Source organism: Halomonas chromatireducens (genome assembly GCF_001545155.1).
GTDB lineage: Bacteria > Pseudomonadota > Gammaproteobacteria > Pseudomonadales > Halomonadaceae > Halomonas > Halomonas chromatireducens.
In genome coordinates, this window is the sequence record NZ_CP014226.1 from 2,939,482 (window position 1) to 2,962,656 (window position 23,175).

Genomic DNA, 23,175 nt, shown 5'->3' on the forward strand with positions numbered 1-23,175 from the left:
CGCTTATCGACCTCCCACCAGCGTCGTGACGCGCAGTGTCCTATCATCGGGAATCTCCGCCTGTGACATGACCACGAGATGACGCAGCCGGCGACGAAGGAAGCGAGACAGCAGCGGCCGCAGGCTGTGCTGCACCACCATGACAGGGGGCTCCCCGCTTGCTTCATGGCGAGTCAACGCCTGCTCCGCCTGACTCATCAACGTCTCCGCCAGCCCTGGTTCAAGGGCACCGTTACCGTTCATCGCCTGCATCAGTACCTGCTCGAGCTGTGCCTCCAAGCCAATGACATTGAGCGTGTCCTGACCCGGGAACCACTGCTGAGTGATCGACCGGCCCAGGGCGATTCGCACAAGGGCGGTCAGCTCATTGGCATCCTGCTGCTGAGGGGCATACTCTGCCAAGGTGTCGAGAATAGTACGCATGTCGCGAATCGAAACGTCCTCTTCCAGCAGGTTCTGCAGGATACGTTGCAGCGTGGTCAAATTGATCGCCTTGGGCACCACGTCCTCAACCAGGGACTTCTGCTCCTCGCCCAGCTTGTCGAGAAGTTTCTGGACTTCCTGACGCCCCAGCATCTCGGCAGCGTGACGGTGCAGCACGTGGTTGAGATGCGTCGCCACCACGGTCCCCGCATCGACCACCGTATACCCATAGACCTGAGCATGCTCCCGCTGCCCGGAATCGATCCATACCGCTGGCAAGCCGAAGGCCGGGTCTTCAGTGGGGGTGCCTTGCAGCTGGCCCGTCACCTGGCCGGGATCAATGGCCAGCCACTGGCCCGGGAATGCCTCGGCCCGGCCGATTTCTGCGCCCTTGAGCGTAATCACGTAGGTATTGGCACCCAGCTCAAGGTTGTCACGAATATGAACGACTGACGGGAGGAAGCCCACTTCCTGCGCAAATTTCTTGCGCACACTCTTGATGCGCCCCAGTAGCTCGCCCGCCTGGCGCTGATCGACCAGCGGGATCAGCCGGTGCCCCACTTCCAGCCCCAGTGTATCGACCAGCTGCACGTCGTCCCAACTCGCCTCGGGGGCCTCGGGAGGTGGTGGCGGTTCGGCGCTGATTTCCTGCTCGACCAGCCGCTGCTCCGCCTGCCGAGTCAGCATCCAGGCCAGGCCTGCCAGCAGGCCGGTAAAGAGCAGGAACACCATGTTGGGCATACCCGGAACCATGCCCAGAAGGCCCATGACCACCGCGGCCAGAATCAACACCTGAGGATTGACGAACAGCTGACTTATCATCTGCTGACCCACATCCTCCTCGGTATTTACCCGGGAGACAGTAACGCCAGCGGCGGTGGAGATCACCAGCGCCGGGATCTGCGCCACCAGGCCGTCGCCGATGGTCATCAGCGTATAGGTCTTTGCCGCATCGCCGAAGCCCATGCCGTGTTGCAGCATGCCGATCAGCAGCCCGCCGATGATATTGACCACCATGATCACCAGGCCAGCCATGGCATCGCCGCGCACGAACTTGCTGGCGCCGTCCATGGAGCCGTAGAAGTCCGCCTCCTGGGCAACCTCGGCACGCCGCTTACGGGCATCCTCCTCGCCGATCAGCCCTGCATTCAGGTCAGCATCGATGGCCATCTGCTTGCCCGGCATCGCGTCGAGCATGAAGCGAGCGCCCACCTCGGCGATCCGGCCGGCACCCTTGGTGATTACCATGAAATTGATGATGACGAGAATCAGGAAGACCACCAGGCCGACGGCAAAGTTACCCCCCACCAGGAAGGTGCCAAAGGCCTCGATTACCTTGCCGGCGGAATCGCCACCCTGATGCCCCTCCATCAGGATGACACGGGTAGAAGCCACGTTGAGCGAAAGCCGCAGCAGCGTGGTAAAGAGCAGCACCGCCGGAAAGGCGGCGAAATCCAGCGGTTTCTGGGTGAACATGCTGACCAGCAGGACCATGATTGCCAGTGCGATGTTGAAGGTGAACAGCATGTCCAGCGCAAAAGGCGGCAGCGGCAGGATCATCATGGCCAGGATCATGAGGATCAGGATCGGCCCTGCCAGCAGCTTCATGCGCACGTCGCCCATCCAGTCGCGGCGACCGATAATATGACTAAGGGACTTCATTGACGCCCCCCGGTCGAATCATTGCGCTGTGATGCATTTCGATCAGCCTCGTCATTGTCACCGGGCACGGCCAGCTCTGGCGGTATGGGTAGATCCTCGGGCGTAGGTGGCACGTCTCCCCCCTCAAGTGACACATGCTTGAGGCGGAAGGCCCAGGCCAGCACCTCCGCCACGGCAGTATACAGAGTCAATGGGATCTCCCTGTCGAGATCCACGTGATGATACAGAGCCCGCGCCAGCGGTGGGGCCTCAAGCAGGGGTACACCAGCTTCCTGGCCCACTTCCCGGATACGCGCTGCCACCATGTCAGCCCCCTTGGCCACGACACGTGGCGCGCCCATCTGTTTCTCGTCGTACTGCAACGCCACCGCGTAGTGCGTGGGGTTGGTAATGATGACGTCCGCTTCGGGCACCTTGCTCATCATTCGGCCTCGGGCCATTGCCTGCTGCTGGGAGCGAATGCGGGCCTTGACGTGCGGGTCGCCCTCGCTCTCCTTGTGCTCCCGCTTGACCTCCTCCTTGGACATGCGCAGCTTCTTGGCATGGCTATATAGCTGATAAGGCACGTCGATCAGGATGACCACCAGCAGCGTCAGCACCATCAGTCCGCAGGCCTGGGCCGCCATCATCAGGGCACGTGCCAGGGCCTGTGTCGTTGGCTGATCGAGCAGCGAGAGGTACTCACCCCGATTGAAGTAAAGGTATGCCATCCCTACCCCACCGATCAGCGTCGACTTGGCAATCGCCTTGAACAACTCGACCAGGGCCTGCACGCCGAACATCCGCTTCAAGCCCTTGAACAGGTTCAGCTTCGACAACTGCGGCTTGAGCGACTTGGCTGATATCAGCCAGCCACCCAGCAGGGCCGGGGCCACCAGGGCGATCAGGGCCAGCAACAGGAACAGCGGCAGCATCGTCCACAGCGTGCGCTGCCCAAGGTTCAGCACGTTGACCAGCATGGGGCCCGTCTCGAAGGCCTGCTGCCGCTCAAAGAGAAAGGCCTGTTCCATTACCAGACCCAACTGGTCATAAAGCATGGCACCCATCGACCACATGCCCACCACACCGCCCAACAGCAGCATGAACGTGGTCAATTCACGGGATCGGGCAACCTGCCCCTCCTCGCGCGACTTCTGGAGTCGTCGAGGCGTGGCCTCTTCGGTCTTTTCCTGATCACTGCTCTGGTCAGCCATGGCATCCGGACGTTCGTGTGCACGCTGGCTATTGTGGGGGCTTCAAGGGAAGGGTAATACGCCAAAAAGCGCCGATGATCGTGGCCTTATCGACCATGACCCTCGACGCGGAAGCGGTAACGGAGAAAACGTAAGTGGCCAGGAGCCTTTCGGATTTGACCGTTCTCGGTAAACCAGCGTTAAGTTCGAGAGGCTTCTAGAACCCCAACTGATCGAGAAGATCGTCGACCTGGTCCTGATCGGTGACGATATCAGCCGCAGGCTTGATCTGAGGGCCATTGAGCAGGCTCTCCTCACGCTTGCGGTCGTTTTCCCACTGATCGTTGGCCTTCTGCTGCATGGTTTCCCGGTCCATGTTCTCGGGAACGGCGTCGATGAGCACTTGCACTAGCTGGTGCTCGATCTCGCGAATCACATCCATCATCTTCTTGATGACCTGGCCCGTCAGGTCCTGGAAATCCTGAGCCATCATGATCTCGAGCAGCTCCTTCTGGGTTGCCTGGGTCTTGTCAGGCACGCCGGCAAGGTAGGACCGCGTCTCGTTGACCAGCTCGCGCGCCTCATCGAGCTCCTTGGGCTCCGCGAACCACTCTGCCCAGCGCTTGTCCAGCGCCCCGGCATCATCGCTGAGGGAATCCTGCAGCGGCTGCGCCCGGTCGATGGCATTCAGCGCACGCTCGGCGGCCTGCTCGGTCATTGTCGCCACATAGCTGAGACGATCCCGGGCGTCGGGTATGGCTTCCGCAGCCTTTTCAATCTCCTTGTCCAAGCCCAGCTCGCGCATGCTCTCTCTGAGCATGCGCGTCAGTTGACCAATACGCTGCACCAGTTCCTCACCGGCGGCGCTGGACGGCTGCGCCTCACCGGGCTGCTCGTTTGCGCTCATCTTGTCGTCTCCTTCGCCAGGTAACTATCCCCGGCAATCACTTGCCCATTTTCTCGAATATCTTGTTGAGTTTTTCTTCCAGGGTTGCGGCCGTGAAGGGTTTGACCACATAGCCACTGGCGCCTGCCTGGGCAGCGGCGATGATATTCTCCTTCTTGGCTTCGGCAGTGACCATCAGTACCGGCAGCTCCTTGAGCCCGTCGTCGGCACGAATCTGCTTGAGCATCTCCAGTCCGTCGAGATTGGGCATGTTCCAGTCGGACACCACGAACTCAAAGCCACCCGAACGGAGTTTGCTCAACGCCTCCTGGCCATCCTCGGCCTCCTCGACATTGGTGTAACCCAGTTCCTTGAGCAGGCTCCGAACGATCCTCCGCATGGTCGGGAAGTCATCGACCACCAGAAAGCTCATGTTCTTGTCAGCCATCGGGATTCCTCATTTGTGTCATGCAATAGTTGACTGACGGCGGGACTCTCCGCCGCCATAGTTCAGAATTCTTCCCACTCGCCCTCGGCCACAGGCTCGTTGCGTGCCTTGCGCTGCGGCTTGGGGTCCACCTCAGCGACCTGTCGCTGTGCAGGCTGCGCCAGTGCCGGCACGCGGGTGCGGGCCGCCAGGTCGGCACGGCTCTGGTCCGTACCGACCTTGGCATTCTCCGCCGGCTGCGTCTGGTGTGAGGCCTGAAGGGCGTCTCCAGCCAGGCGGAATACCGCCACGGCCTGCTCCAGTCGACTGGCCTGCTCCTCCAGTGAGGAAGCCGCCACGGTGGCCTGCTGGACCAGCGACGCGTTCTGCTGAGTCACCTGATCCATCTGCCCCACCGCCTGGCTGACCTGCTCGATGCCGTCACTCTGCTCCTGTGAGGCCGCGGAGATCTCATCCATGATGTCGGTGACACGACGAACCGCCGCCACCACCCCATCCATGGTCTCCCCGGCCTGTTCGGCCAGCGTCGAGCCCTCCTTGACCTGGGCTACCGAACCATCGATCAGCTCCTTGATCTCCTTGGCGGCAGTGGCACTGCGGCTGGCGAGATTGCGCACCTCGCCGGCCACCACGGCAAAGCCTCGACCCTGTTCGCCGGCCCTTGCCGCTTCCACGGAGGCATTCAGCGCCAGAATGTTCGTCTGGAAGGCGATGGAATCGATCACGCTGGTGATATCGCTGATCTTCTTCGAGCTGGCCGAGATACCACCCATGGTCTGCACGACACGATCGACCACCTCGCCGCCCCGCTCCGCGGTGGTTGAGGCATCCAGGGCCAGGCCGCTGGCCTGGCGGGCGTTGTCGGCGTTCTGGCGAACGGTCGCGGTGATCTCCTCCATGCTTGCCGCCGTCTCCTGCAGCGATGCGGCCTGCTGCTCGGTGCGCGACGAGAGATCGGCGTTACCACCGGCGATCTCGCGAGTGCCGATATGTATCGACCCGCTGCTGTCTCGCACCTGTCCGACGATACGCACCAGGCTCTGCTGCATATTGCGCATGGCGTTGAACAGCTTGCCGATCTCGTTCTGGCTCCCCTGCGGGATCTTCCCGGTCAGGTCGGCCTTGGAAATGGTCTGCAGGTGCTGGACCGCCGTGTTCAGGGGCCGGACGACCGTTGCCCGCAGCCCCAGATAGACAAGCAGCAGCACCGCAGCGGCCAGCAGGAGAGCCCCCAGCTTGATCAGCTCGAAGCGATCCGCCTGCTGCTGGAAGTCTGCCACCATCGCTGAAGCGCTATCGAACCCGTAGGCGACGAAAGCCGCCATGCTGGCGCTCAGGGCCTCTGCCGGCTCGATCAGCTCATCGCGCAGATTCCCGAACTCCGGGGTATTGAGTTCATCGAGAGCAACATGCTGTTGACGCACCAGCTCCAGCACGTTGGTGAAGTTCGATTCCACCTCACCAGCGAGGGCCACGCCCTGGGACGACTTGGGAGCGTCAGCGAAGTTGCTGAGGCGCCGCTCCGAGCGGTTGAGATAATCGTCCGCCTGGGCAAGCTGCTCATTGGCCTGGGCCATACGTCCCAGCATGACCTGGTTGGAGGCAATCTCGAGGCTCACCCGTGCCTGATTAAGCAATGCATCGGCCCGATTGATTTCATTGAGCTGCTGCACGTTGATCCGGTCCAGGTCGGCCAGTATCAGGCCCGCCTGGCGATCCGAGAGTGCCGACAGCGTCGCTACCAGGCCAATCAAGACGGCAAAGCTGATCAGTGCGACAATCACGGATACGTGAATGCTGATGTTGCGGATGAATCGACTCATATCGGCAGTTCCTCGCGCTCTGTGACGCTAGTGTCTTCAGTCTTGATTGTTATGATTAGACCCGCTGTGCACGGCCAGAGGCCGCCACCAGAGCCATCAAGCGTTCCGGTATGTCGTCAAGGCCGAGCACCTCGGCTGCCCCACCCAAGGCGATGGCCTCACGAGGCATGCCAAACACAACACAGCTCGCCTCGTCCTGGGCAACCGTGGCAGACCCTGCCTGACGCATCTCGAGCAGCCCGGCCGCACCGTCCTTGCCCATGCCGGTCAGAATCACACCGATGGCATTGCGCCCCGCCTGGGTCGAGGCGGAATGGAAGAGCACGTCCACGGATGGACGATGACGGTTGACCGGGGGGCCGTCGTCCAGCCGAGCGACATAGTTGGCTCCACTGCGAGCCAGCTTGAGGTGGGAGTCACCCGGGGCGATATAGGCGTGGCCCGGTAGCACGCGTTCACCGTCGCTGGCCTCCTTGACCGTGATCTGGCACAGCCGGTCGAGCCGCTCGGCGAAGGAACGGGTAAAGCCACCCGGCATGTGCTGGGTGATCAGGATGGCAGGACTGTTGGCCGGCAGCGGTTCCAGTACGGCGCGTATCGCCTCGGTGCCACCCGTCGAAGCCCCGATGATGATCAGCTTTTCACTGGAGACCAGCGGTGCCTTCAGCGTTGGCCGTGTGGCCGCCTCTGGTCGCCGGGCCTGTCTTGGTCGTGACTTGGCGGCGGCGCGAATCTTCTCGGCGATATCGTTGGCATAATCCATCATGCCGTTGCGAATCCCCAGCGCCGGCTTGGCGACGAAGTCAACGGCCCCCAGCTCCAGGGCTCGAAGCGTGACTTCAGACCCAGCCTGCGTCAGCGAAGACACCATCAGGACCGGCATGGGCCTCAGGCGCATCAGACGCTCGAGGAAATCGAGGCCGTCCATGCGCGGCATCTCGACGTCCAGCGTCAGCACATCCGGATTGTGACGCTTGATGAGATCACGTGCCACCAAGGGATCCGGCGCCACGGCTACGACTTCCATATCCGGCTGGGAGTTGATGATCTCGCTCAGCAGGTCGCGAATCAGGGCTGAATCATCGACACACAGCACTTTGATCCTGTTCGATCCCAAGACGAGGCCTCCTTGATGACAAGGGCCGCTCGACACGGCCCAGGGCGAATGATGTATAGGTCTACCATCGGCCTGGCCGGCCAGAACTTTAGCGCTCAGGCGATCAACGTTGGCAGGCCGAAAGGATGAAGTGAAAACTCAACGGTGGCTGGCAAGGGTGTAGACGGTCTGCCCCCGCAGCCGGAATACCTTGCTGATATAGGAGAAATTCTCGGAGTGACCGGCAAACAGCAGCCCATTGGGCTTGAGCAACGGGGCAAAGCGCTCGAGAATTCGCGCCTGGGTCTCCTTGTCGAAATAGATCATGACGTTACGACAAAAGATCGCATCGAAGGGCCCCTTGACCGGCCACTGGGGCGCCAGCAAGTTCATTGACTGAAAATCCACCAGCGAGGAGACTTCGGGCCGAATCCTGGCGAACCCCTCATGCCGTCCCTTGCCCTTCTGGAAGAACCGCTTCACTCGCGCTTCATCGAGCTTGCGCACCTGCTCGATGGGATAGACCCCCGCCCTGGCCCTTGCGAGGGCTTCCGTATCGATGTCGGTGGCCACCACGCGAGCATCGGATGCCTTCGGGCCAAGGCTTTCCAGCAGGGTCATGGCGAGCGAGTAAGGCTCCTCACCCGATGACGCAGCAGCACTCCAGAGCCGCACCGGCCCACTGGCCTGGCGGACATGCTCGGCCAGTAGCGGGAAATGGTGCATCTCCCGAAAGAACGCGGTGAGATTGGTGGTCAAGGCGTTGGTAAACTCCTCCCACTCCCTTGCCTCAGGCTGGCGCGCCAGCCTGGCAAGATAATCGCTGAAGCGGATCAGTCCATGATGACGCAAGCGTTTTGCAAGACGGCTGTAGACCATCTCGCGCTTGTGCTCGGCCAACACGATGCCCGCTCGCTGATAGATCAACTTGCGAATCTGGGTGAAGTCCTCGTCGGTCAGGACCAGATCACGCTCGAGTTGGCCGAGACCGGACCACTGACCCGGGTCTGCGCCGGAGCCTGGCTCTGTAGTCGTCAAAACGTTTCCCACTCTTCATCCATGGATGACGCAGCCTTGCCCTGCTTCGATGGTGACGACTTCACCGGCCGGGGATCATGCTGCAGAGGTGGCACATTGGCACGCGGGGCTTCCGCCCTGGCCGCTGGCTGCACCGATTCAATCGCCTCAACCTGCTCAGGCCCTGCACCTCGCAAGCGGAATACCCGGATTGCCTGAGCCAACTGCTCTGCCTGATACTGCAGGTCACTGGCCGCTCGGGCACTCTGCTGGACGCGCTCGGCATTCTGCTGGGTCACCTGGTCCATCTCGGTGATCGCCTGGTTGATCTGGCCGATACCACTGCTCTGCTCCTCGGAGGCCGCGGTGATCTCGCCCATGATGTCGTTGACCCGCGTGGACGCGGACACCACTTCCGCCATGGCACTTTCTGCCTTCTGCACCTGGGCCGCGCCCTCCTTGATTTCACTGGAGGAACCATCGATCAGCTGGCGGATCTCCTTGGCGGCATCCGCGCTGCGTCCCGCCAGGCTGCGAACCTCGCCGGCCACCACGGCGAAACCGCGGCCCTGCTCACCGGCCCGAGCCGCCTCCACCGAGGCATTCAGGGCCAGAATATTGGTCTGGAAAGCGATTCCGTCAATGACATTGATGATGTCAGTCATCTTGTTGGAACTGGCGGTGATCCTCTCCATGGTCTTGACCACGCCGTGCATCAGTTCACCGGTGTCACGCACGCGTCCGGCGTTGTCCAGGGCCAGTCCGCTGGCCTGGCGAGCGTTGTCGGTATTCTGCTGCACGGTAGTGGTCATCTCCTCCATGCTGGAGGCGGTTTCCTGCAGCGAGGCGGCCTGCTGCTCGGTTCGGGCCGAGAGATCCTCGTTGCCGCGGGCGATGGAGCGCGAGGCCGGTGTCACAACTTCAATGCCCTGCTGGACGCTATGGGTCGTGGTGTAGAGGCTCTTGCGCATCATATTCAGCGCCTTGAGCAGTATCCCGACTTCGTCGCGCCGCTGCTCCGGCGAGCGCACCGCCAGGTTGCCGGAGGCGACCTGCAGGGTGAAGTCCACGGCCCGGCGCAGCGGCCGGGTAATGGAGGCCATGGTCCAGAGTCCCAGCATGATAAGGAAGGCAACGCCGAGCGATACGGCAATGACCTGCCCCTTCAGCATCAGCGCCTGACCCTGTGCCGCCTCCTCGGCCAGCGCATTGGCAAAGATCAGCTTGTCCTCCACCAATACATTGATGCTTTGACCGATCAGTTCGACTTGCGCGCGCAGCACATCATTGAAAGCCTCGTAGGCAGCGAAACCGCTACCTTCGATCAGGGCTAGCATCGTGGGTCGAATGCCTTCTTCAACGGCAACCTCGAGCTGCCCGTCCAGGGAGGCAATCTCCGGCTGTGTGGCGTCCTCGCCCTCCAGGAAACTCTCCCAGGAGCTCTCGACACGCTCGATGACGACATTGACCTCATCATCGAGTTCATGGATCTGCTCCAGACGCAGCGCACGGGGATTGCGTACCGGGCGCTCCAGGTCAATCATCAGTTGACTCAGAAGCTGATCGATACGCTGGAGGTCGGCGATATCCTGCACGCCATTATTGTTGAGCTGAGCAACTCGGTCCCCCGATACCTGCAGGCCATAGAGACCGGCCGCGCCGCTGAGCATAAGCAACAGAACGGGCACCAGAGTCATCATGACCAGCTTGGCGCGGATGGTATGCAGATTGAGCCGTGCGATGAGCCCAAGCGGACCGCGCCGAACCAGCTGCCCCTGGCGGAAGGCCAGGTGCCTTGTACGCCCCTCGCGCAGGCGGGCGTAATCGTGCGCGGCCTTTTCGGCTGTCGCCGGATCGGCCTTGACGCGTACCGAGGTGTAGCCGAGACACTTCCCCTCTTCGAGAATCGGAGTGACAGTGGCTTGCACCCAGTAATGATCGCCGTTCTTGCGACGATTCTTTATCACCCCCTGCCAGGTTTCTCCCTGCTTGAGGGTCTGCCACAGGTCGGCAAAGGCTTCCTGCGGCATATCGGGATGACGGACGAGATTATGGTGCGCCCCAATCAGTTCCTCATGGGTGAAGCCACTGACCTCGACGAATGCCGCATTGGCATAAGTGATTCGCCCCTCGAGGTCAGTTCGAGTGATCAAAAGGTGCTGATCGCTCAGCTTGTATTCACGCTGTGTTACCGGCTGATTGTCGCGCATAGTTATTTTCCCTTGTCACCTAGCCACGCCCGGGGCGCCAAACCCATACCTAACCCCAGTGCCTGAATCCCATAACCCCGCACCCTCACCACATCGCTCAGAAGGAAGCCCACTCCTCCTCGGTCACTGGCCGCCCCGCTCTGCCTGTCTCACGCCTCGCGGGCATCGGATCATGCCGCAAGTCTGTTGTGGCCGCCGGACTCCACCCGGAGCCGCCTGACTGAAGCGCATCCGCCTCCCCGACAGCTGGCACCGTCTCGGGGCCGGCACCGCTCAGTCGAAACACGCGGATCATCCGGTCGAGCATCTCCGCCTGATGCTGCAGATCAATGGCCGCACGCGCACTTTCCAGAACCCGCTCGGCATTCTGCTGGGTCACCTGGTCCATTTCGGTGATCGCCTGGTTGATCTGGCCGATACCACTGCTCTGCTCCTCGGAGGCCGCGGTGATCTCGCCCATGATGTCGTTGACCCGCGTGGACGCGGACACCACTTCCGCCATGGCACTTTCTGCCTTCTGCACCTGGGCCGCGCCCTCCTTGATTTCACTGGAGGAACCATCGATCAGCTGGCGGATCTCCTTGGCGGCATCCGCGCTGCGTCCCGCCAAGCTGCGAACCTCGCTGGCCACCACGGCGAATCCGCGGCCCTGCTCACCGGCCCGCGCCGCCTCCACCGAAGCGTTCAGGGCCAGGATATTGGTCTGGAAGGCAATACCGTCGATGACATTGATGATGTCGGTCATCTTGTTGGAACTGGCGGTGATCCTCTCCATAGTCTTCACCACGCCGTGCATCAGTTCGCCGGTGTCCCGCACGCGTCCGGCGTTGTCCAGGGCCAGCCCGCTGGCCTGGCGGGCGTTGTCGGTATTCTGCTGCACGGTGGTGGTCATCTCCTCCATGCTGGAAGCGGTTTCCTGCAGCGAGGCGGCCTGCTGCTCGGTGCGGGCCGAAAGATCCTCGTTGCCGCGGGCGATGGAGCGAGACGCCGGCGTCACCACCGCAATGCCCTGCTGAACGCTATGGGTGGTGCTATAAAGGCTGCGGCGCATGATATCCAGGGAGCCCAGCAGCGCGCCGATCTCGTCATGGCTCTGCTTGGGTGTAGCCACTGCGAGGTTGCCCGAGGCGATCTGCAAGGTGAAGTCCGCAGCGCGACGCACCGGCCGGGTAATGGCACGCATGATCCATACGCTGATGGCCAACAGCAAAACGAAACCAAGTGCCATGAAACTCGTTTGGCCAACAAGCATCTGCTGCTGACCCCGCTCGGCGTCTTCGGCCATGCTCAACGCCGCGATTCGCTGCTGTTCCACCAGTTGATTGACAAGCCCCGACAATCCCTCGGCACTTTCACGCAGCCCGGCTGTTTGGTTGTTCAGCGCCATCATGGCATCGAAGGACTCGGGGCCACCCAACGCCGCCGTCATAGGCTCCAAGCGCTCGTTGAGATAGTCGGAAAGCGAATCATCAAACGCCATGGCCACCGAGGTCTGGTTGACCTCCCGGGCAAGATACTCCTGCCATAGCTCGGCAAGACGAGCGCGGCCGTCCGCCAATGCGTCGGCAATAGCATGTCGTTCACCAAGAAGCGCCATTCGCTCCTCGCCGGAAAGCCGCTGCGGGCCGTCATTGATCAACTGGTCAAGCTGCTGCAGCCGTATCACATCCTGCAGACCATCCTGGTTCAGCTCCGCCAAGCGCTCTCCTGAGGCCTGAATCCCATAAAGTCCTACGCCGCCACTGATCGCCAGCAGCAACAGCGCTGAGGCAGTGAGCATGGAAAGTCGCGCACGGATGCTATGCAGGTTGATACGCCCAAGCCAGCCCAGGGGGCCACGACGCACCACCTGGCCAGCTCGAATGGCAAGACCGGTGCGACCTGAGCGCAAGCGCTCATAGGCACGGCCGGTGGCGGTGGCTACATCCGACGAAACCGCAGTGCGCACTGAGGTGTAACCCAGGCATTGTCCATTCTCGATGATCGGGGTGACCGTAGCCTTGACCCAGTAATGGTCCCCGTTCTTTCGCCGGTTCTTGATAATACCCTGCCAGGTTTCGCCGCATTTAAGCGCCTGCCACAGGTCGGCAAACGCCTCGGATGGCATGTCGGGATGACGAATCAGGTTGTGATTCGCCCCGATCAGTTCCTCGTGACTGAAACCGCTGGCTTCGACAAAGGCCGCATTGGCATAGGTGATTCGACCCTCGAGATCGGTGCGGGTGATCAGCAGATGTCTGTCATCCAGTATGTACTCACGCTGAGTTACCGGCTGGTTGTCACGCATGTTCCTGTTTCCTTGACCACTTGGCTTCATCAGGGGCGGGGCAAGATGACGCGCCTCCACCGATTGGGAGCTTCTTACCTCAGAACGAGGCCCACTCCTCTTCCTCTTTTGGTGACGTAGTCTTACGAGATGCCTGAGTTGACGGCGCTTGGGCATTGCGCCGAGAGGCTGGCAGGGGGTCGCGCACCGATGGGGAGGGAAGCACCTTGTCCGCGCGCTCCTTATTGGAAGCGGGTTTTGCAGGCTGCGCCGCAGCGCCCGCCTCTCCCGCCAAGCGGAAGCGCAGTACTGCTTCACGCAGACGCCCGGCTTCGGCCTCCAGCTGCGTGGCTCCGGCGGCGGCCTGTTGCACCAGCGTGGCATTCTGCTGGGTCACCTGGTCCATCTGCGTGACGGCCTGGTTCACCTGGCCGATACCATTGCTCTGCTCCAGCGACGCCGACGCAATCTCATCCATGATGTCGCTGACACGCTGAACGGCGGCAACGATTTCTTCCATGGTCTGGCCGGCCTGGTCGACGCGAGCGGTACCCACGTCCACCTTTTCGCGAGACGCATGGATCAAGGCACGAATCTCGCCAGAGGCAGACGCACTGCGACCGGCAAGGCTACGAACCTCCTGGGCGACCACCGCGAATCCACGACCGTGCTCACCGGCCCTGGCTGCCTCGACCGAGGCATTCAGGGCCAGGATATTGGTCTGAAAGGCGATGTTGTCGATCACACTGATGATGTCCGCCATCTTGTGCGAGCTGGCGCTGATGTCGTGCATGGTCGACACCACATCGCTGACCACTTCGCCGCCTTGGGCAGCGGTACGTGATGCCTCGGCCGCCAGTTGACTGGCCTGGCGCGCATTGTCGGCATTCTGCTCCACGGTGGAGGCGAGCTCTTCCATGCTGGAAGCGGTCTCGGCCAGCGAAGCGGCCTGCTGCTCGGTGCGGGATGAGAGTTCGCCATTACCCCGGGCGATCTCATGGGCTCCCTGGTAGATGCCTTCGCTGCTGCTGCGCACGGTCCCCACTGTGGCAGAGAGGCCATCCTGCATATGCTTGAGCGATGTGAACAACCGCCCGATCTCATTGTTGCCACGGTTCTCCACAGGCTGGGAGAGATCGCCCCGGGCTAGCCCCTCGAAATAGCCAACCAGCCTGGCAAGCGGCTGCAGCACGTTGACAGTGATACCCCACATCACAACCGCCATCACCAGCGCCGAGCCGACCAGCACCGCCATGATGGCCAAACGCATCCAACCAGCTACCACGTCGAAGCCCTGCAACAGCAAGGCACCAGACTCACCGGCATGGGGAGCCATCTCGGTGACCGCGGCTTGCCCCTGCTGCAGGGCATACAGCCCCAACGCGCTGAGAGCGACGATCATGCCGCCGAAGAACAGCAGCACCAGAGTCCAGCTGGCTCGCACAGTCAGGTTGTCGAGAAGCTTCACTTCATTCCCTCGTGTTCGGCAGGGCCTAAGCCCGATTATCGTTATTGGCAAGCCAAACCAGGCCGCCCGGATAGCCCCGTCTCATCAAGAGCTATCGGCCAAAATGGAAAAACTGGAGTGGCGTCAAGGCTATTCGGCCACGCGTTCGACAAGCTCCATCTCATCGCTGGTGAGCAGCTTGTCGATATCCACGATCACCAACATGCGATCCTCGAGACTGCCGAGCCCGCTGAGGAAGTCGGAGGACAGTGTGACGCCGAATTCCGGCGCCGGCTTGATCTGATCCGGCGAGAGCGTCATCACGTCGGAAACGCCATCGACGACGATGCCCACGACCCGGTCCTCGACGTTGACCACGATCACCACGGTCTGGCCGCCGTATTCCACCTTGTCGAGGTGGAACTTGATGCGCAGATCGACGATCGGCACGATCACGCCACGGAGATTGGTCACACCCTTGATAAAATCCGGCGCATTGGCGATACGCGTAACGTTTTCGTAGCCACGAATCTCCTGCACTTTCAGGATATCGACCGCGTATTCCTCCTCGCCCAGCGAGAACACCAGGAATTCACGGTTGTGGGCTTCGGCCGCAGTCATGGCTGCTTCGGTCGTCTGGTTCATGAGGAAGTCTCCAGCTCTTTGTCGGTTAAGGCTTCGAGAGATTGATAGGTACGCTCGGGACGGCGCACCTCCTTCTTGGCACGGCTGAGGCGATGCAGGCCGGTGATATCCAGGATCAAGGCCACGCTGCCGTCACCCAGAATGGTTGCCGCCGAAACGCCCGGCACCTTTCGATAGTTGGTTTCCAGGTTCTTGACCACGACCTGCTGCTGGCCGACCAGATCATCGACCAGCAGGGCATAGCGACGCCCTTCGCCCTGAACGATGACCGCAATGGTCTCGGTCAGCTTCGTCTTGGCATCGGGCACGTCGAGGGCTTCATGAACGGCCACCACCGGCAGGTACTCATCGCGGACCTTGAGTACGACGTCGTCGCCCGCCATGGCATAGAGATCCTCCTTGGCTGGCTGCAGTGACTCGAGCACCGCCGATAGCGGGAGGATGAACATCTCGCCACCCACCTTGATCGACATGCCGTCGAGGATCGCCAAGGTCAGCGGCAACACGATACGAATTCGCGTGCCCTCACCGGCCTTGGACATGATCTCGACGTGGCCGCCCATGCCCTGAATGTTGCGCTTTACCACATCCATGCCCACACCGCGGCCGGAAACGTCAGTGACCGCCTTGGCAGTCGAGAAGCCTGGCGCAAAGATCAACTGCCAGACTTCGTCATCGCTCATGGAGTCCGAGACGGGCAGACCGTTCTCACGCGCCTTGGCCAGCAGTCGGTCGCGATTCAGGCCGGCGCCGTCATCGATCACCTCAATGAGAATGTTCCCGCCCTGATGCTGAGCCGAGAGGGTAAGTCGACCGGTACGGGGCTTGCCCGCGGCCACACGATCCTCCGGCATCTCGATACCATGATCGAGGCTGTTTCGGACCAGGTGCGTCAGCGGATCGATGATCCGCTCGGTCAGGCTCTTGTCCAGCTCGGTGGACTCGCCTTCGGTGACCAGTTCGATCTCCTTGCCCAGCTTGCCGGCTGTCTCGCGAACAACCCTCGGGAAGCGGCTGAAAACGAAATCCATGGGAATCATGCGAATCGACATCACCGATTCCTGAAGATCCCTGGCGTTGCGCTGCAGCAGGCTCATGCCATTGAGCAGGGCACTATCGGCAACGGCATCCATGTCGCTGACCGTCTGGTCGAGCATCGACTGGGTAATGATCAGCTCACCGACCAGATTGATGATCTGGTCGACCTTGTCGACGGAAACGCGGATGGAAGAGGTCTCGGGGCCCTTGGCCTTGGGCTTGCTGGCTTTCGCTGGCGCCTTGGCGGCCGGCTTGGGCGTGGGTTCCGCCTTGGGGGCGGCCTCAGCCGGGACCGCCGCCGCGCCTGCCTTTTCCTTATTCACCACGGGGGAGGCGGCCCCGCCATCCGTGGTGATCTGCAACTGATCGGCGTCGACGATGAAGCACATCACCGCCTCGATATCGTCATTGCTGACCGAGGAAGCCAGAACGACCTCGTAGCGGACTTCGTCACCCTGCTGGGAGACCACGTCGCCCAGTTGCCCCAACTCCTCGACGAGAAGCTGGCGATCCTTTTCTCCCACGTTCAGCAACGTGATGACCCGCTGCCCCTCTTCAGCAGAGACACGGGAATCGGCCGGAACATCCGGCTGAGCGGCATCGACAGGCCTGATCTGAAACTGTTCGGCATCGATGATGAAACACATGACGGCTTCGATATCGTCGTCACTGTCGGTGGAGGCGAGTACCACCTCGTAGCGCTGCTCATCACCCTGATGGGAGACCACCTTGCCCAGCTGTCCCAGTTCCTCGACCAGCAGTTGACGATCTTTCTCCCCCACATTGAGCAGGGTCACGATGCGTTGCCCGGCACCGGCGGCAGGCTCCGCTTCAGGTGCAGAGGTTGGCGTGGCGGCGGGCTCGAGCTCGGCTTTCACGGCCGGTGCCGCCGCCCCCCCTTCATCCAGGTCCTGTCCGATCTCCTCGAGTGCCAGCTGCTGCAGGATCTGGCAAATGCGCTCGAAGGCCTCCTGATCGGGTTCGTCGCCATTACGGTAGGCGTCTAGCTGATCACTGAGCATGTCCTTGGTTTCCAGAAAGGTATCGACGATATCCCGGCGCAGGGTGAGCTCTCCCTTGCGGGTATGATCGAGCAGGTTCTCGAACAGATGGGTCGTCTTCTGCAACGCATCGAAGCCGAAGGTACCCGCCCCCCCCTTGATCGAATGAGCGGCACGAAAGATGGCATTGAGCTCTTCGGTATCCGGCTCGTCCACGTCAAGCTCCAGGAGGTAGCGTTCCATGTCGGCCAACAGCTCTTCGGCTTCTTCGAAGAAAGTGTCATAGAAATCCGTGATATCCATGCGCATTACCACCTGGTGTCAGAATGTGTTCCAAGCCCCGCTCACTCCGGATTGAGCGAACGGCGCAGGCTTTCCGTAAATTGTTCCACTGGTGCCAGCTCCACCTCGCCTTCCAGACGCGAGCTCATGGGGCTGGGTACGCCAGGGCCATTGAGGACACTGGGCCGCCGAATGTACTCCGCCACTTCGGGCAACAGGACCAGCAGCTCTATCCGTCGATTGTCAGCGTCAAACGGGTCGGTATCCGGCAGCGGTACGCGGTCGGCAAAACCGGACACCCGCAGCAACTTATCCGAGTCGAAGCCGCCGGCGCCCAGCTCACGCCGCGAGGCATTGGCCCGGTCGCTGGACAGCTCCCAGTTGCTGTAGCCGCGATAACCGCCGGCAAAGGGCAGGCCGTCGGTATGCCCACCGATGCTCAAATAGTTGGGCAGCTCGTTCAGCAACGGCGCAATGGTGCGCAGCAGGTTTCGCATATACGGCTCGACGCGGTCGCTACCGATGTTGAACATGGGCCGCTGCTCGGTATCCAGCAATTGGATCCGCAGCCCTTCCGGCGTCAGATCAAAGCGCATCTGCTGGCGCAGCTCGCGCAGTTCCGGGTCCGCCTCGATCACCGCCTCGATACGACGCTGCAGATCCATGAAGAAGCGCCGCTGCTGATCACTGGGCCGTGTCTGGCTGCGAGTATCGATCCGCGCTCGCTCACCTTCGCTATGCACCGGATCGGGACCGCCGCCCGGGATGACACGGGTGCTGCCCGACCGATCGCCGCCGCCGATAGCGGTAGTCAGTGGCGTACTGAAGTAATCCGCCACACCCTGGCGCTGCTCTTCGCTTGCCACCGACAGAATCCACATCACCAGGAAAAGCGCCATCAGGGCCGTCATGAAGTCGGCAAGGGCAATCTTCCAGCTGCCGCCATGGTGGCCATGGACCACTTTCTTGCGCCGAATGATGATCGGGCGCTTGTCGCCGGCGGCACTCATTCGCCTACCGCACCCGCCTTGGCGTTACGGACATACTCCTCGAGCTCGGTGAAGCCTGGGCGCTCGGCGGTGTGCAACGCCTTGCGGCCGAACTCCACGGCCAGCTGCGGCGCATAGCCATGCAGGCTGGCCAGCAGCGTGATGCGGATGCACTGCAGCATCTTCTCGGCCTCCTTGATCTGGCGCTCGATACTGCTGGCCACCGGGTTGATGAAGCCGTAGCCCATCAGGATGCCGAGGAAGGTGCCGACCAGAGCGTGGGCGATCATCTCCCCCATCTGATCGGGCCCCGCATCGGCATAGGTCAGTGCCTTGACCACGCCCATGACCGCCGCAACGATACCGAATGCCGGCATGGCGTCACCCACCTTGGCGATGGCATCCGCGGGAATATGCGCCTCCTGCTCGAAGGTCTCGATCTCATGGAGCATCAGCTCATCGATCTCCATGGGATCCATGCCGCCACTGACCATCAGGCGCAGGTAGTCGGTCAGGAAATCCATGATCATCGGGTCGGCCAGCACCCTGGGATGCTCCTGGAACAGGGCACTCTCCTGGGGAGTGTCGATATCTCGCTCGATACCCAGCATGCCCTCGCGGCGGATCTTGCTCAGCAGCTTGAACTGAACTGCCAGCAGCTCCATGTACATCTCTTTGTTGTAGTTCCGGGTACGCTTGAGCTTGGGGAAGATCTTGAAGGTAGCCTTGATCGCCTTGCCGTTATTCGCCGCGATGAAGGCGCCCACCCCCGCCCCGCCGATCATCAGCAGCTCGGTCGGCTGGTAGAGCGGGCCCAGGAACCCTCCGGCGAGCACGAAGCCACCGAAGACGCAGAGTATGACAACGAGATAGCCAAGCAGAATCAGCACAACCGATATCCTTAATAGGGACGCGACTTGTCGATATTTCAGTTATCGGCCAGGCTCGCCCCGACTTGAGGGCAGAACCCGAAAAAGGCATAGAAGAGCGAATAAAAACAACGCCGCCCCGGCACAGGGCCGAGGCGGCGAAGAGAGTCCGACCAAGATCGGTGACAACAGGGCGCGGCCTGAAGCGGCCGGTATTCGAACAATACCCGCCGCCAACCGAGCTCAGGCTGCCCCGTCAGCCGGCGCAACGCGCGGCGGGTAGCTCGAGGTCAACCGGTGCCAGCTGCGCCGCCTCTCTTTCACGACGCTTGCGGGTCTTGCCGGCACGGGAAGGCGGCATGCAGATACCGCAGACGTAGTCATGGTCGGGAGAGTGAGCATGAGCCACGAAATGGCCGCTGCACTGGGTACAGGTCGACTGTTGCAAAAGGTCGCTTTCGAAGAAGCGCACCAGTGTCCAGGCACGGGTCAAGCCCAGTACCGGCTCGACCTGGTCGATGCTCACCTGCTCACTGTAGAGTCGATAGGCGGTAACGAAGGCTTGCATCCGCTCGCACTGCTGGTCCTCCCGCAGGCTGCGGAAAATATTATAGAACAGCGAGGCATGCACATTCGGCAACCAGGTGATGAACCAATCGGTGGAGAAAGGCAGCATCCCCTTGGGGGGGGACATGCCGCGCACCTCCTTGAAGAGACGTATCAGACGCGCCCGACTCAGGTCGGTCTCGGTTTCAAGCACTTGCAGACGCGCACCCAGCTCAATCAGCTCGATGGCCAGCTGAACTTGCTGCATCTCAGTAACAAGGCTTTTCTGTTGCGTCATGCCTCGCCCCCCCGTGCAATGGATCCCGCACCACGCCCTGCCATCAGCAGAGAAGCATGGAACTGGGACAATCCATTGTCACGGGGGTTATCGACGACTTGACGCAACTGCTCGGCCCCATCGAGACCGAAATGGCAGAGCAACTGGTTGGTGCGGGCCAGGCGGGTCAGTTGGGCGGCACCCAGCGACTGAATCAGGTCTGCCGTCTCATCATCGAGTTTCAGGCGAAATATCGCCGCAGGCCGGTCGTCGTTGAGCAGGCGCTGAGCCAGCAACAGATAGGCTAGGTTGAGCTCCTGGATATCATCCAGGTGATTCGTGGTCTTCATGTCGGTTCCCTGCACGCGGTGGCCGCGTGTCCTTATATTTTTATGTTGGTCCATTAAGTGCCAAGGGCTGCCGAAGAAAGCGCATCAGCAAAAGCCAAAACAGCACTCGAAAAGGGACGTTCTTTCTACGGCCTCCATTGTGAGGTTTTGAAACGGTGTTGCCAACCAGCCAAAAGCATTAGAATGTCAACATCAATGATGAGAAAAATAAGCCTCTGCCATTCTTTTGTTAACCCTTTGGCCAGACAAGGAAAAAAAAGAACAATCGCATCTTGACAAACTGACAGACAAAAGTTTACGAAATATATTATAACATTTTTTTACATTTCTTAACGTTCCTGTGATGTATCCGAGAGCTCATAGACCCACACCAGCAGCTCGGCAATGGTCTGGTAGAGCATCGGCGGAATGCGTTCATCAAGGTCCAGGCCCATCAGCAGCGCTACCAGTTCAGGGGCATCATGAACATAGATTCCCTGCCGCTTAGCCTCGGCCAGAATCCGGTCAGCCATATCGCCATAGCCTTTCGCCATGACCCGGGGCGCGTCATCACCGTCCCGGTACGCCAGGGCAATTGCCTGCCGACGCTTCTCAGGTCCTTTCTCCGTCACTGGGACCCTCCTCGCCCAAGTGCCGAACGTCGATCAGCACCGTCGACATGCCGGCCGCTTTCAAGCGCTCCTCGAGCCTTACGACACCCCGCTGCAGTGTCACCAAGGTGCCCTCATCATGCGTTTTCAGCTCGAGCCTGACGTCCGTGTCGCGCAGCCACATCGCAACACGGATGTCCCCTAGACTGGGCACCCTGAGCTGAAGCTCGGAGTGCCAGGTTTCCCGCTCCGACTGTCCGTCATCGCCCTGCTCACCTTCACCTTCGCGTTTGGCGCCAGCAGGCAGCTGCACCATCAGGGCCATGAAGATGCCTGACCAGACATCGCCCTCCCAGCGCAGCATGGGCGTCACCAGCATCTCCAGCTGGTGCCGAACCAGGCCCTGAAGACTCTCGTGGATGGCCTCGCCACCGGCCGGCCGGGCCCGAGACAGGCCCTCTCCCTGCTCCCGAACAGCAGCTCCCGCATCACCGGCAGCCTGCAGAGGGCTAGCGGCACCACGACCGGGCGCCGGCGTATCGCGCAGCGAAGCAGCCGAGCTCTCAGCGCCACTTCCGCCATGCGCTGTCGCTTGAGTACCGACCCCTTGGCCACCCCCTGCACTACCCGGCAGCAGCCCAGCGGTAGTGGAATATGTGCCGGCCTGAGCCGCCTGGCCCTGGAGCGTTCCGCTACCGGCAGCCAGCGGAGGCGCCAACGAACCCGGAGCGGCTGCCGTCAGGCTGCCCGCCCCCGTCGCCCCGGGGGCAGCTCGCGGATCCGGCGCTGCTGCACCAGGCGCCGTAGATGCCGGAGAGAAGCGCAGGGTTCGCCACATCTGCGGCTCGCGCTCCAACTGCTGGCGGCTGACCTCTCCGCGATACCAGCGCGAAAGGTGGGATTCATAGAAAAGGCCGCTGTCGCGCACGCCAGCCTGCAGACGGCTCGCCAGCGTCGAGGCACTCGGCGCTTCGTCCAGCGCCATCAGGGGTGATGTGGCAGAGAGTACCGAAGGTGGCGCCGGGAAGCGCACCAAGAGATCGGCAATGGTACGGGCCGACGGGCTGAAGTGGGTCTGAATGGAGGCTGGCGAACGGGCAGTATCCGTCTGGCCGGCAGGTGTATCGCCCCGCTGTGACGGAGTCGTGGTGCCTGAGAGAGGAGCCGCAGCGGGGCGACGGCCATCCAGCCGTGAATCGCTATGCAGCGCCCTGGGCCCTTCGCCGGGATCCACCGCCCTTACCGGTTCGTTCAGGTCACGCGGCGGCGCCGTATCGATGCGTTTGCCCAGCACCTGATGGAGCAGGGTATCAGCAGAGGCGTGATACCACTCACGAGATTCCTTGGCCGAAGTCATCAGCGCTGCTCACCACCGAGGATGCCTGCTTGCCGTAGCTGCGGTGCAGGTCACGCTGGCGACGCGAACTGTCCATCAGCTGTCCCAGCTCGTTGCGACGCGCAAGGAGCTGCTCTCGAATCGCCAGGTCGTCGGCCAGGATCGACTCGAGCAGCTCGGCCTTGCGCTGAACGCCCTCATCATCGAGCTCGGCCGCCTTGTCGAGCTCTCGGAGACGATCTGCCAACTGGAGGTAACCGGACTGACGCTCAATCAGCACGTCCCACTCTCCGGCTCTTGCCAGCTCGAGCATGATAGCGACCTGGCGCCTGAGCTGGGTATAACCCTCCAGAACAGCGCGTGCAGTGGTGGTGGCCATTCAGCCTTGCGCTCCCGTGACGCCGATCTCACGCCACGCCGAGGCGATGTCCTCCAACAGCTGCTCTGCCTGGTCGAGACTCTCCTGGTCGTTGTGCAGATTCGCCGCCAACAGCAGCCGCGAGACATAGTCGTAGAGCGAACCGAGGCGCTCGGCGATCTCGCCGCCCTTCTCGGTATCCAAGGCGGCCAGAAGGCCATTGTTGACGATATCCAGCGCCTTCGAGATGGACTTGCCCTTCTCTGCCACATTGCCGGCCTGCATATGGATGCGAGCGGCACGAATAGCGCCCTGGGCACCGTCGAACAGCATCACGATCAGCTGATGCGGGCTTGCCGACATCACGCCGCTTTCCACGCCAACCCGGGCATAAGCTCCGGCCCCGCGGCCATAGGCGGCGGCTCCTCGCATGGTACTCATGGC

General features: G+C 61.6%; 20 protein-coding genes. All 20 read right to left on the reverse strand.

What is annotated here, in order from left to right:
- Nucleotides 1-3: 3 nt before the first annotated feature.
- Entirely contained in the window at nucleotides 4-2,085 is a 2,082-nt protein-coding gene (flhA, locus tag LOKO_RS13585; protein WP_066450430.1) for a flagellar biosynthesis protein FlhA, read from the reverse strand.
- On the reverse strand, nucleotides 2,082-3,278 hold the full coding sequence (gene flhB / locus LOKO_RS13590) for a flagellar biosynthesis protein FlhB (protein WP_066450432.1): 1,197 nt from the start codon (nucleotides 3,276-3,278) through the stop codon (nucleotides 2,082-2,084). Before flhB ends, flhA begins: the two co-directional genes overlap by 4 nt.
- A gap of 196 nt (nucleotides 3,279-3,474) precedes the next feature.
- Nucleotides 3,475-4,164, reverse strand: coding sequence for a protein phosphatase CheZ (gene cheZ, locus LOKO_RS13595; RefSeq protein ID WP_066450435.1), 690 nt, complete (start codon nucleotides 4,162-4,164; stop codon nucleotides 3,475-3,477).
- A 37-nt stretch (nucleotides 4,165-4,201) separates the two neighbouring features.
- A complete protein-coding gene (gene cheY / locus LOKO_RS13600) occupies nucleotides 4,202-4,591 on the reverse strand; it encodes a chemotaxis response regulator CheY (protein WP_043514138.1) in 390 nt (129 codons plus the stop codon).
- A 62-nt stretch (nucleotides 4,592-4,653) separates the two neighbouring features.
- The gene (locus LOKO_RS13605) at nucleotides 4,654-6,414 is read right to left on the reverse strand and encodes a methyl-accepting chemotaxis protein (protein WP_066450447.1); all 1,761 of its coding nucleotides are present in this window, start codon (nucleotides 6,412-6,414) and stop codon (nucleotides 4,654-4,656) included.
- Nucleotides 6,415-6,469: 55 nt separating this feature from the next.
- Complete coding sequence (locus LOKO_RS13610; RefSeq protein ID WP_066450448.1) at nucleotides 6,470-7,531, reverse strand: protein-glutamate methylesterase/protein-glutamine glutaminase; 1,062 nt, start codon at nucleotides 7,529-7,531, stop codon at nucleotides 6,470-6,472.
- 138 nt (nucleotides 7,532-7,669) lie between these two features.
- Nucleotides 7,670-8,548 carry a CheR family methyltransferase gene (locus LOKO_RS13615; RefSeq protein ID WP_066450451.1) on the reverse strand — a complete coding sequence of 293 codons (879 nt, stop codon included), beginning with the start codon at nucleotides 8,546-8,548 and terminating at the stop codon, nucleotides 7,670-7,672.
- Nucleotides 8,545-10,737, reverse strand: a complete 2,193-nt coding sequence (locus LOKO_RS13620; RefSeq protein WP_066450453.1) for a methyl-accepting chemotaxis protein — start codon at nucleotides 10,735-10,737, stop codon at nucleotides 8,545-8,547. The genes LOKO_RS13615 and LOKO_RS13620 overlap by 4 nt, the downstream gene beginning before the upstream one ends.
- Before the next feature lie 97 nt (nucleotides 10,738-10,834).
- On the reverse strand, nucleotides 10,835-13,024 hold the full coding sequence (locus LOKO_RS13625) for a methyl-accepting chemotaxis protein (protein WP_066450456.1): 2,190 nt from the start codon (nucleotides 13,022-13,024) through the stop codon (nucleotides 10,835-10,837).
- A 79-nt stretch (nucleotides 13,025-13,103) separates the two neighbouring features.
- Nucleotides 13,104-14,471 carry a methyl-accepting chemotaxis protein gene (locus tag LOKO_RS13630; protein WP_066450459.1) on the reverse strand — a complete coding sequence of 456 codons (1,368 nt, stop codon included), beginning with the start codon at nucleotides 14,469-14,471 and terminating at the stop codon, nucleotides 13,104-13,106.
- A 129-nt stretch (nucleotides 14,472-14,600) separates the two neighbouring features.
- The gene (locus LOKO_RS13635; RefSeq protein WP_066450461.1) at nucleotides 14,601-15,095 is read right to left on the reverse strand and encodes a chemotaxis protein CheW; all 495 of its coding nucleotides are present in this window, start codon (nucleotides 15,093-15,095) and stop codon (nucleotides 14,601-14,603) included.
- Nucleotides 15,092-17,437 (reverse strand): chemotaxis protein CheW, encoded by a 2,346-nt coding sequence (locus LOKO_RS13640; protein ID WP_066450463.1) that lies wholly within the window; start codon nucleotides 17,435-17,437, stop codon nucleotides 15,092-15,094. The genes LOKO_RS13635 and LOKO_RS13640 overlap by 4 nt, the downstream gene beginning before the upstream one ends.
- Before the next feature lie 41 nt (nucleotides 17,438-17,478).
- Nucleotides 17,479-18,426: a flagellar motor protein MotB gene (gene motB / locus LOKO_RS13645; RefSeq protein WP_066450466.1), complete on the reverse strand. Its 948-nt coding sequence runs from the start codon at nucleotides 18,424-18,426 to the stop codon at nucleotides 17,479-17,481.
- Nucleotides 18,423-19,295, reverse strand: a complete 873-nt coding sequence (gene motA / locus LOKO_RS13650) for a flagellar motor stator protein MotA (RefSeq protein ID WP_066450469.1) — start codon at nucleotides 19,293-19,295, stop codon at nucleotides 18,423-18,425. Before motA ends, motB begins: the two co-directional genes overlap by 4 nt.
- Before the next feature lie 235 nt (nucleotides 19,296-19,530).
- On the reverse strand, nucleotides 19,531-20,118 hold the full coding sequence (flhC, locus tag LOKO_RS13655; protein WP_066450472.1) for a flagellar transcriptional regulator FlhC: 588 nt from the start codon (nucleotides 20,116-20,118) through the stop codon (nucleotides 19,531-19,533).
- Nucleotides 20,115-20,447, reverse strand: coding sequence for a flagellar transcriptional regulator FlhD (gene flhD / locus LOKO_RS13660; RefSeq protein ID WP_066450474.1), 333 nt, complete (start codon nucleotides 20,445-20,447; stop codon nucleotides 20,115-20,117). Before flhD ends, flhC begins: the two co-directional genes overlap by 4 nt.
- Nucleotides 20,448-20,776: 329 nt before the next feature.
- Complete coding sequence (locus LOKO_RS13665) at nucleotides 20,777-21,058, reverse strand: EscU/YscU/HrcU family type III secretion system export apparatus switch protein (protein ID WP_066450476.1); 282 nt, start codon at nucleotides 21,056-21,058, stop codon at nucleotides 20,777-20,779.
- Complete coding sequence (gene fliK, locus LOKO_RS13670) at nucleotides 21,039-22,394, reverse strand: flagellar hook-length control protein FliK (RefSeq protein ID WP_066450479.1); 1,356 nt, start codon at nucleotides 22,392-22,394, stop codon at nucleotides 21,039-21,041. The genes LOKO_RS13665 and fliK overlap by 20 nt, the downstream gene beginning before the upstream one ends.
- Nucleotides 22,369-22,752 carry a flagellar protein FliT gene (locus LOKO_RS13675; protein ID WP_066450482.1) on the reverse strand — a complete coding sequence of 128 codons (384 nt, stop codon included), beginning with the start codon at nucleotides 22,750-22,752 and terminating at the stop codon, nucleotides 22,369-22,371. The genes fliK and LOKO_RS13675 overlap by 26 nt, the downstream gene beginning before the upstream one ends.
- Nucleotides 22,753-23,172: a flagellar export chaperone FliS gene (fliS, locus tag LOKO_RS13680; RefSeq protein WP_066450485.1), complete on the reverse strand. Its 420-nt coding sequence runs from the start codon at nucleotides 23,170-23,172 to the stop codon at nucleotides 22,753-22,755.
- Between the last annotated feature and the right edge of the window lie 3 nt (nucleotides 23,173-23,175).

What these genes read in the sequence shown, in the direction of transcription:
- LOKO_RS13635 (WP_066450461.1), bottom strand. Translation starts at nt 15,095, where the DNA reads ATGAACCAGACGACCGAAGCAGCCATGACTGCGGCCGAAGCCCACAAC.
- fliK (WP_066450479.1), bottom strand. Translation starts at nt 22,394, where the DNA reads ATGACTTCGGCCAAGGAATCTCGTGAGTGGTATCACGCCTCTGCTGAT.
- fliS (WP_066450485.1), bottom strand. Translation starts at nt 23,172, where the DNA reads ATGAGTACCATGCGAGGAGCCGCCGCCTATGGCCGCGGGGCCGGAGCT.
- LOKO_RS13640 (WP_066450463.1), bottom strand. Translation starts at nt 17,437, where the DNA reads ATGGATATCACGGATTTCTATGACACTTTCTTCGAAGAAGCCGAAGAG.
- cheZ (WP_066450435.1), bottom strand. Translation starts at nt 4,164, where the DNA reads ATGAGCGCAAACGAGCAGCCCGGTGAGGCGCAGCCGTCCAGCGCCGCC.
- LOKO_RS13620 (WP_066450453.1), bottom strand. Translation starts at nt 10,737, where the DNA reads ATGCGCGACAATCAGCCGGTAACACAGCGTGAATACAAGCTGAGCGAT.
- flhD (WP_066450474.1), bottom strand. Translation starts at nt 20,447, where the DNA reads ATGAAGACCACGAATCACCTGGATGATATCCAGGAGCTCAACCTAGCC.
- cheY (WP_043514138.1), bottom strand. Translation starts at nt 4,591, where the DNA reads ATGGCTGACAAGAACATGAGCTTTCTGGTGGTCGATGACTTCCCGACC.
- motB (WP_066450466.1), bottom strand. Translation starts at nt 18,426, where the DNA reads ATGAGTGCCGCCGGCGACAAGCGCCCGATCATCATTCGGCGCAAGAAA.
- flhB (WP_066450432.1), bottom strand. Translation starts at nt 3,278, where the DNA reads ATGGCTGACCAGAGCAGTGATCAGGAAAAGACCGAAGAGGCCACGCCT.
- flhC (WP_066450472.1), bottom strand. Translation starts at nt 20,118, where the DNA reads ATGACGCAACAGAAAAGCCTTGTTACTGAGATGCAGCAAGTTCAGCTG.
- LOKO_RS13675 (WP_066450482.1), bottom strand. Translation starts at nt 22,752, where the DNA reads ATGGCCACCACCACTGCACGCGCTGTTCTGGAGGGTTATACCCAGCTC.
- LOKO_RS13605 (WP_066450447.1), bottom strand. Translation starts at nt 6,414, where the DNA reads ATGAGTCGATTCATCCGCAACATCAGCATTCACGTATCCGTGATTGTC.
- LOKO_RS13625 (WP_066450456.1), bottom strand. Translation starts at nt 13,024, where the DNA reads ATGCGTGACAACCAGCCGGTAACTCAGCGTGAGTACATACTGGATGAC.
- flhA (WP_066450430.1), bottom strand. Translation starts at nt 2,085, where the DNA reads ATGAAGTCCCTTAGTCATATTATCGGTCGCCGCGACTGGATGGGCGAC.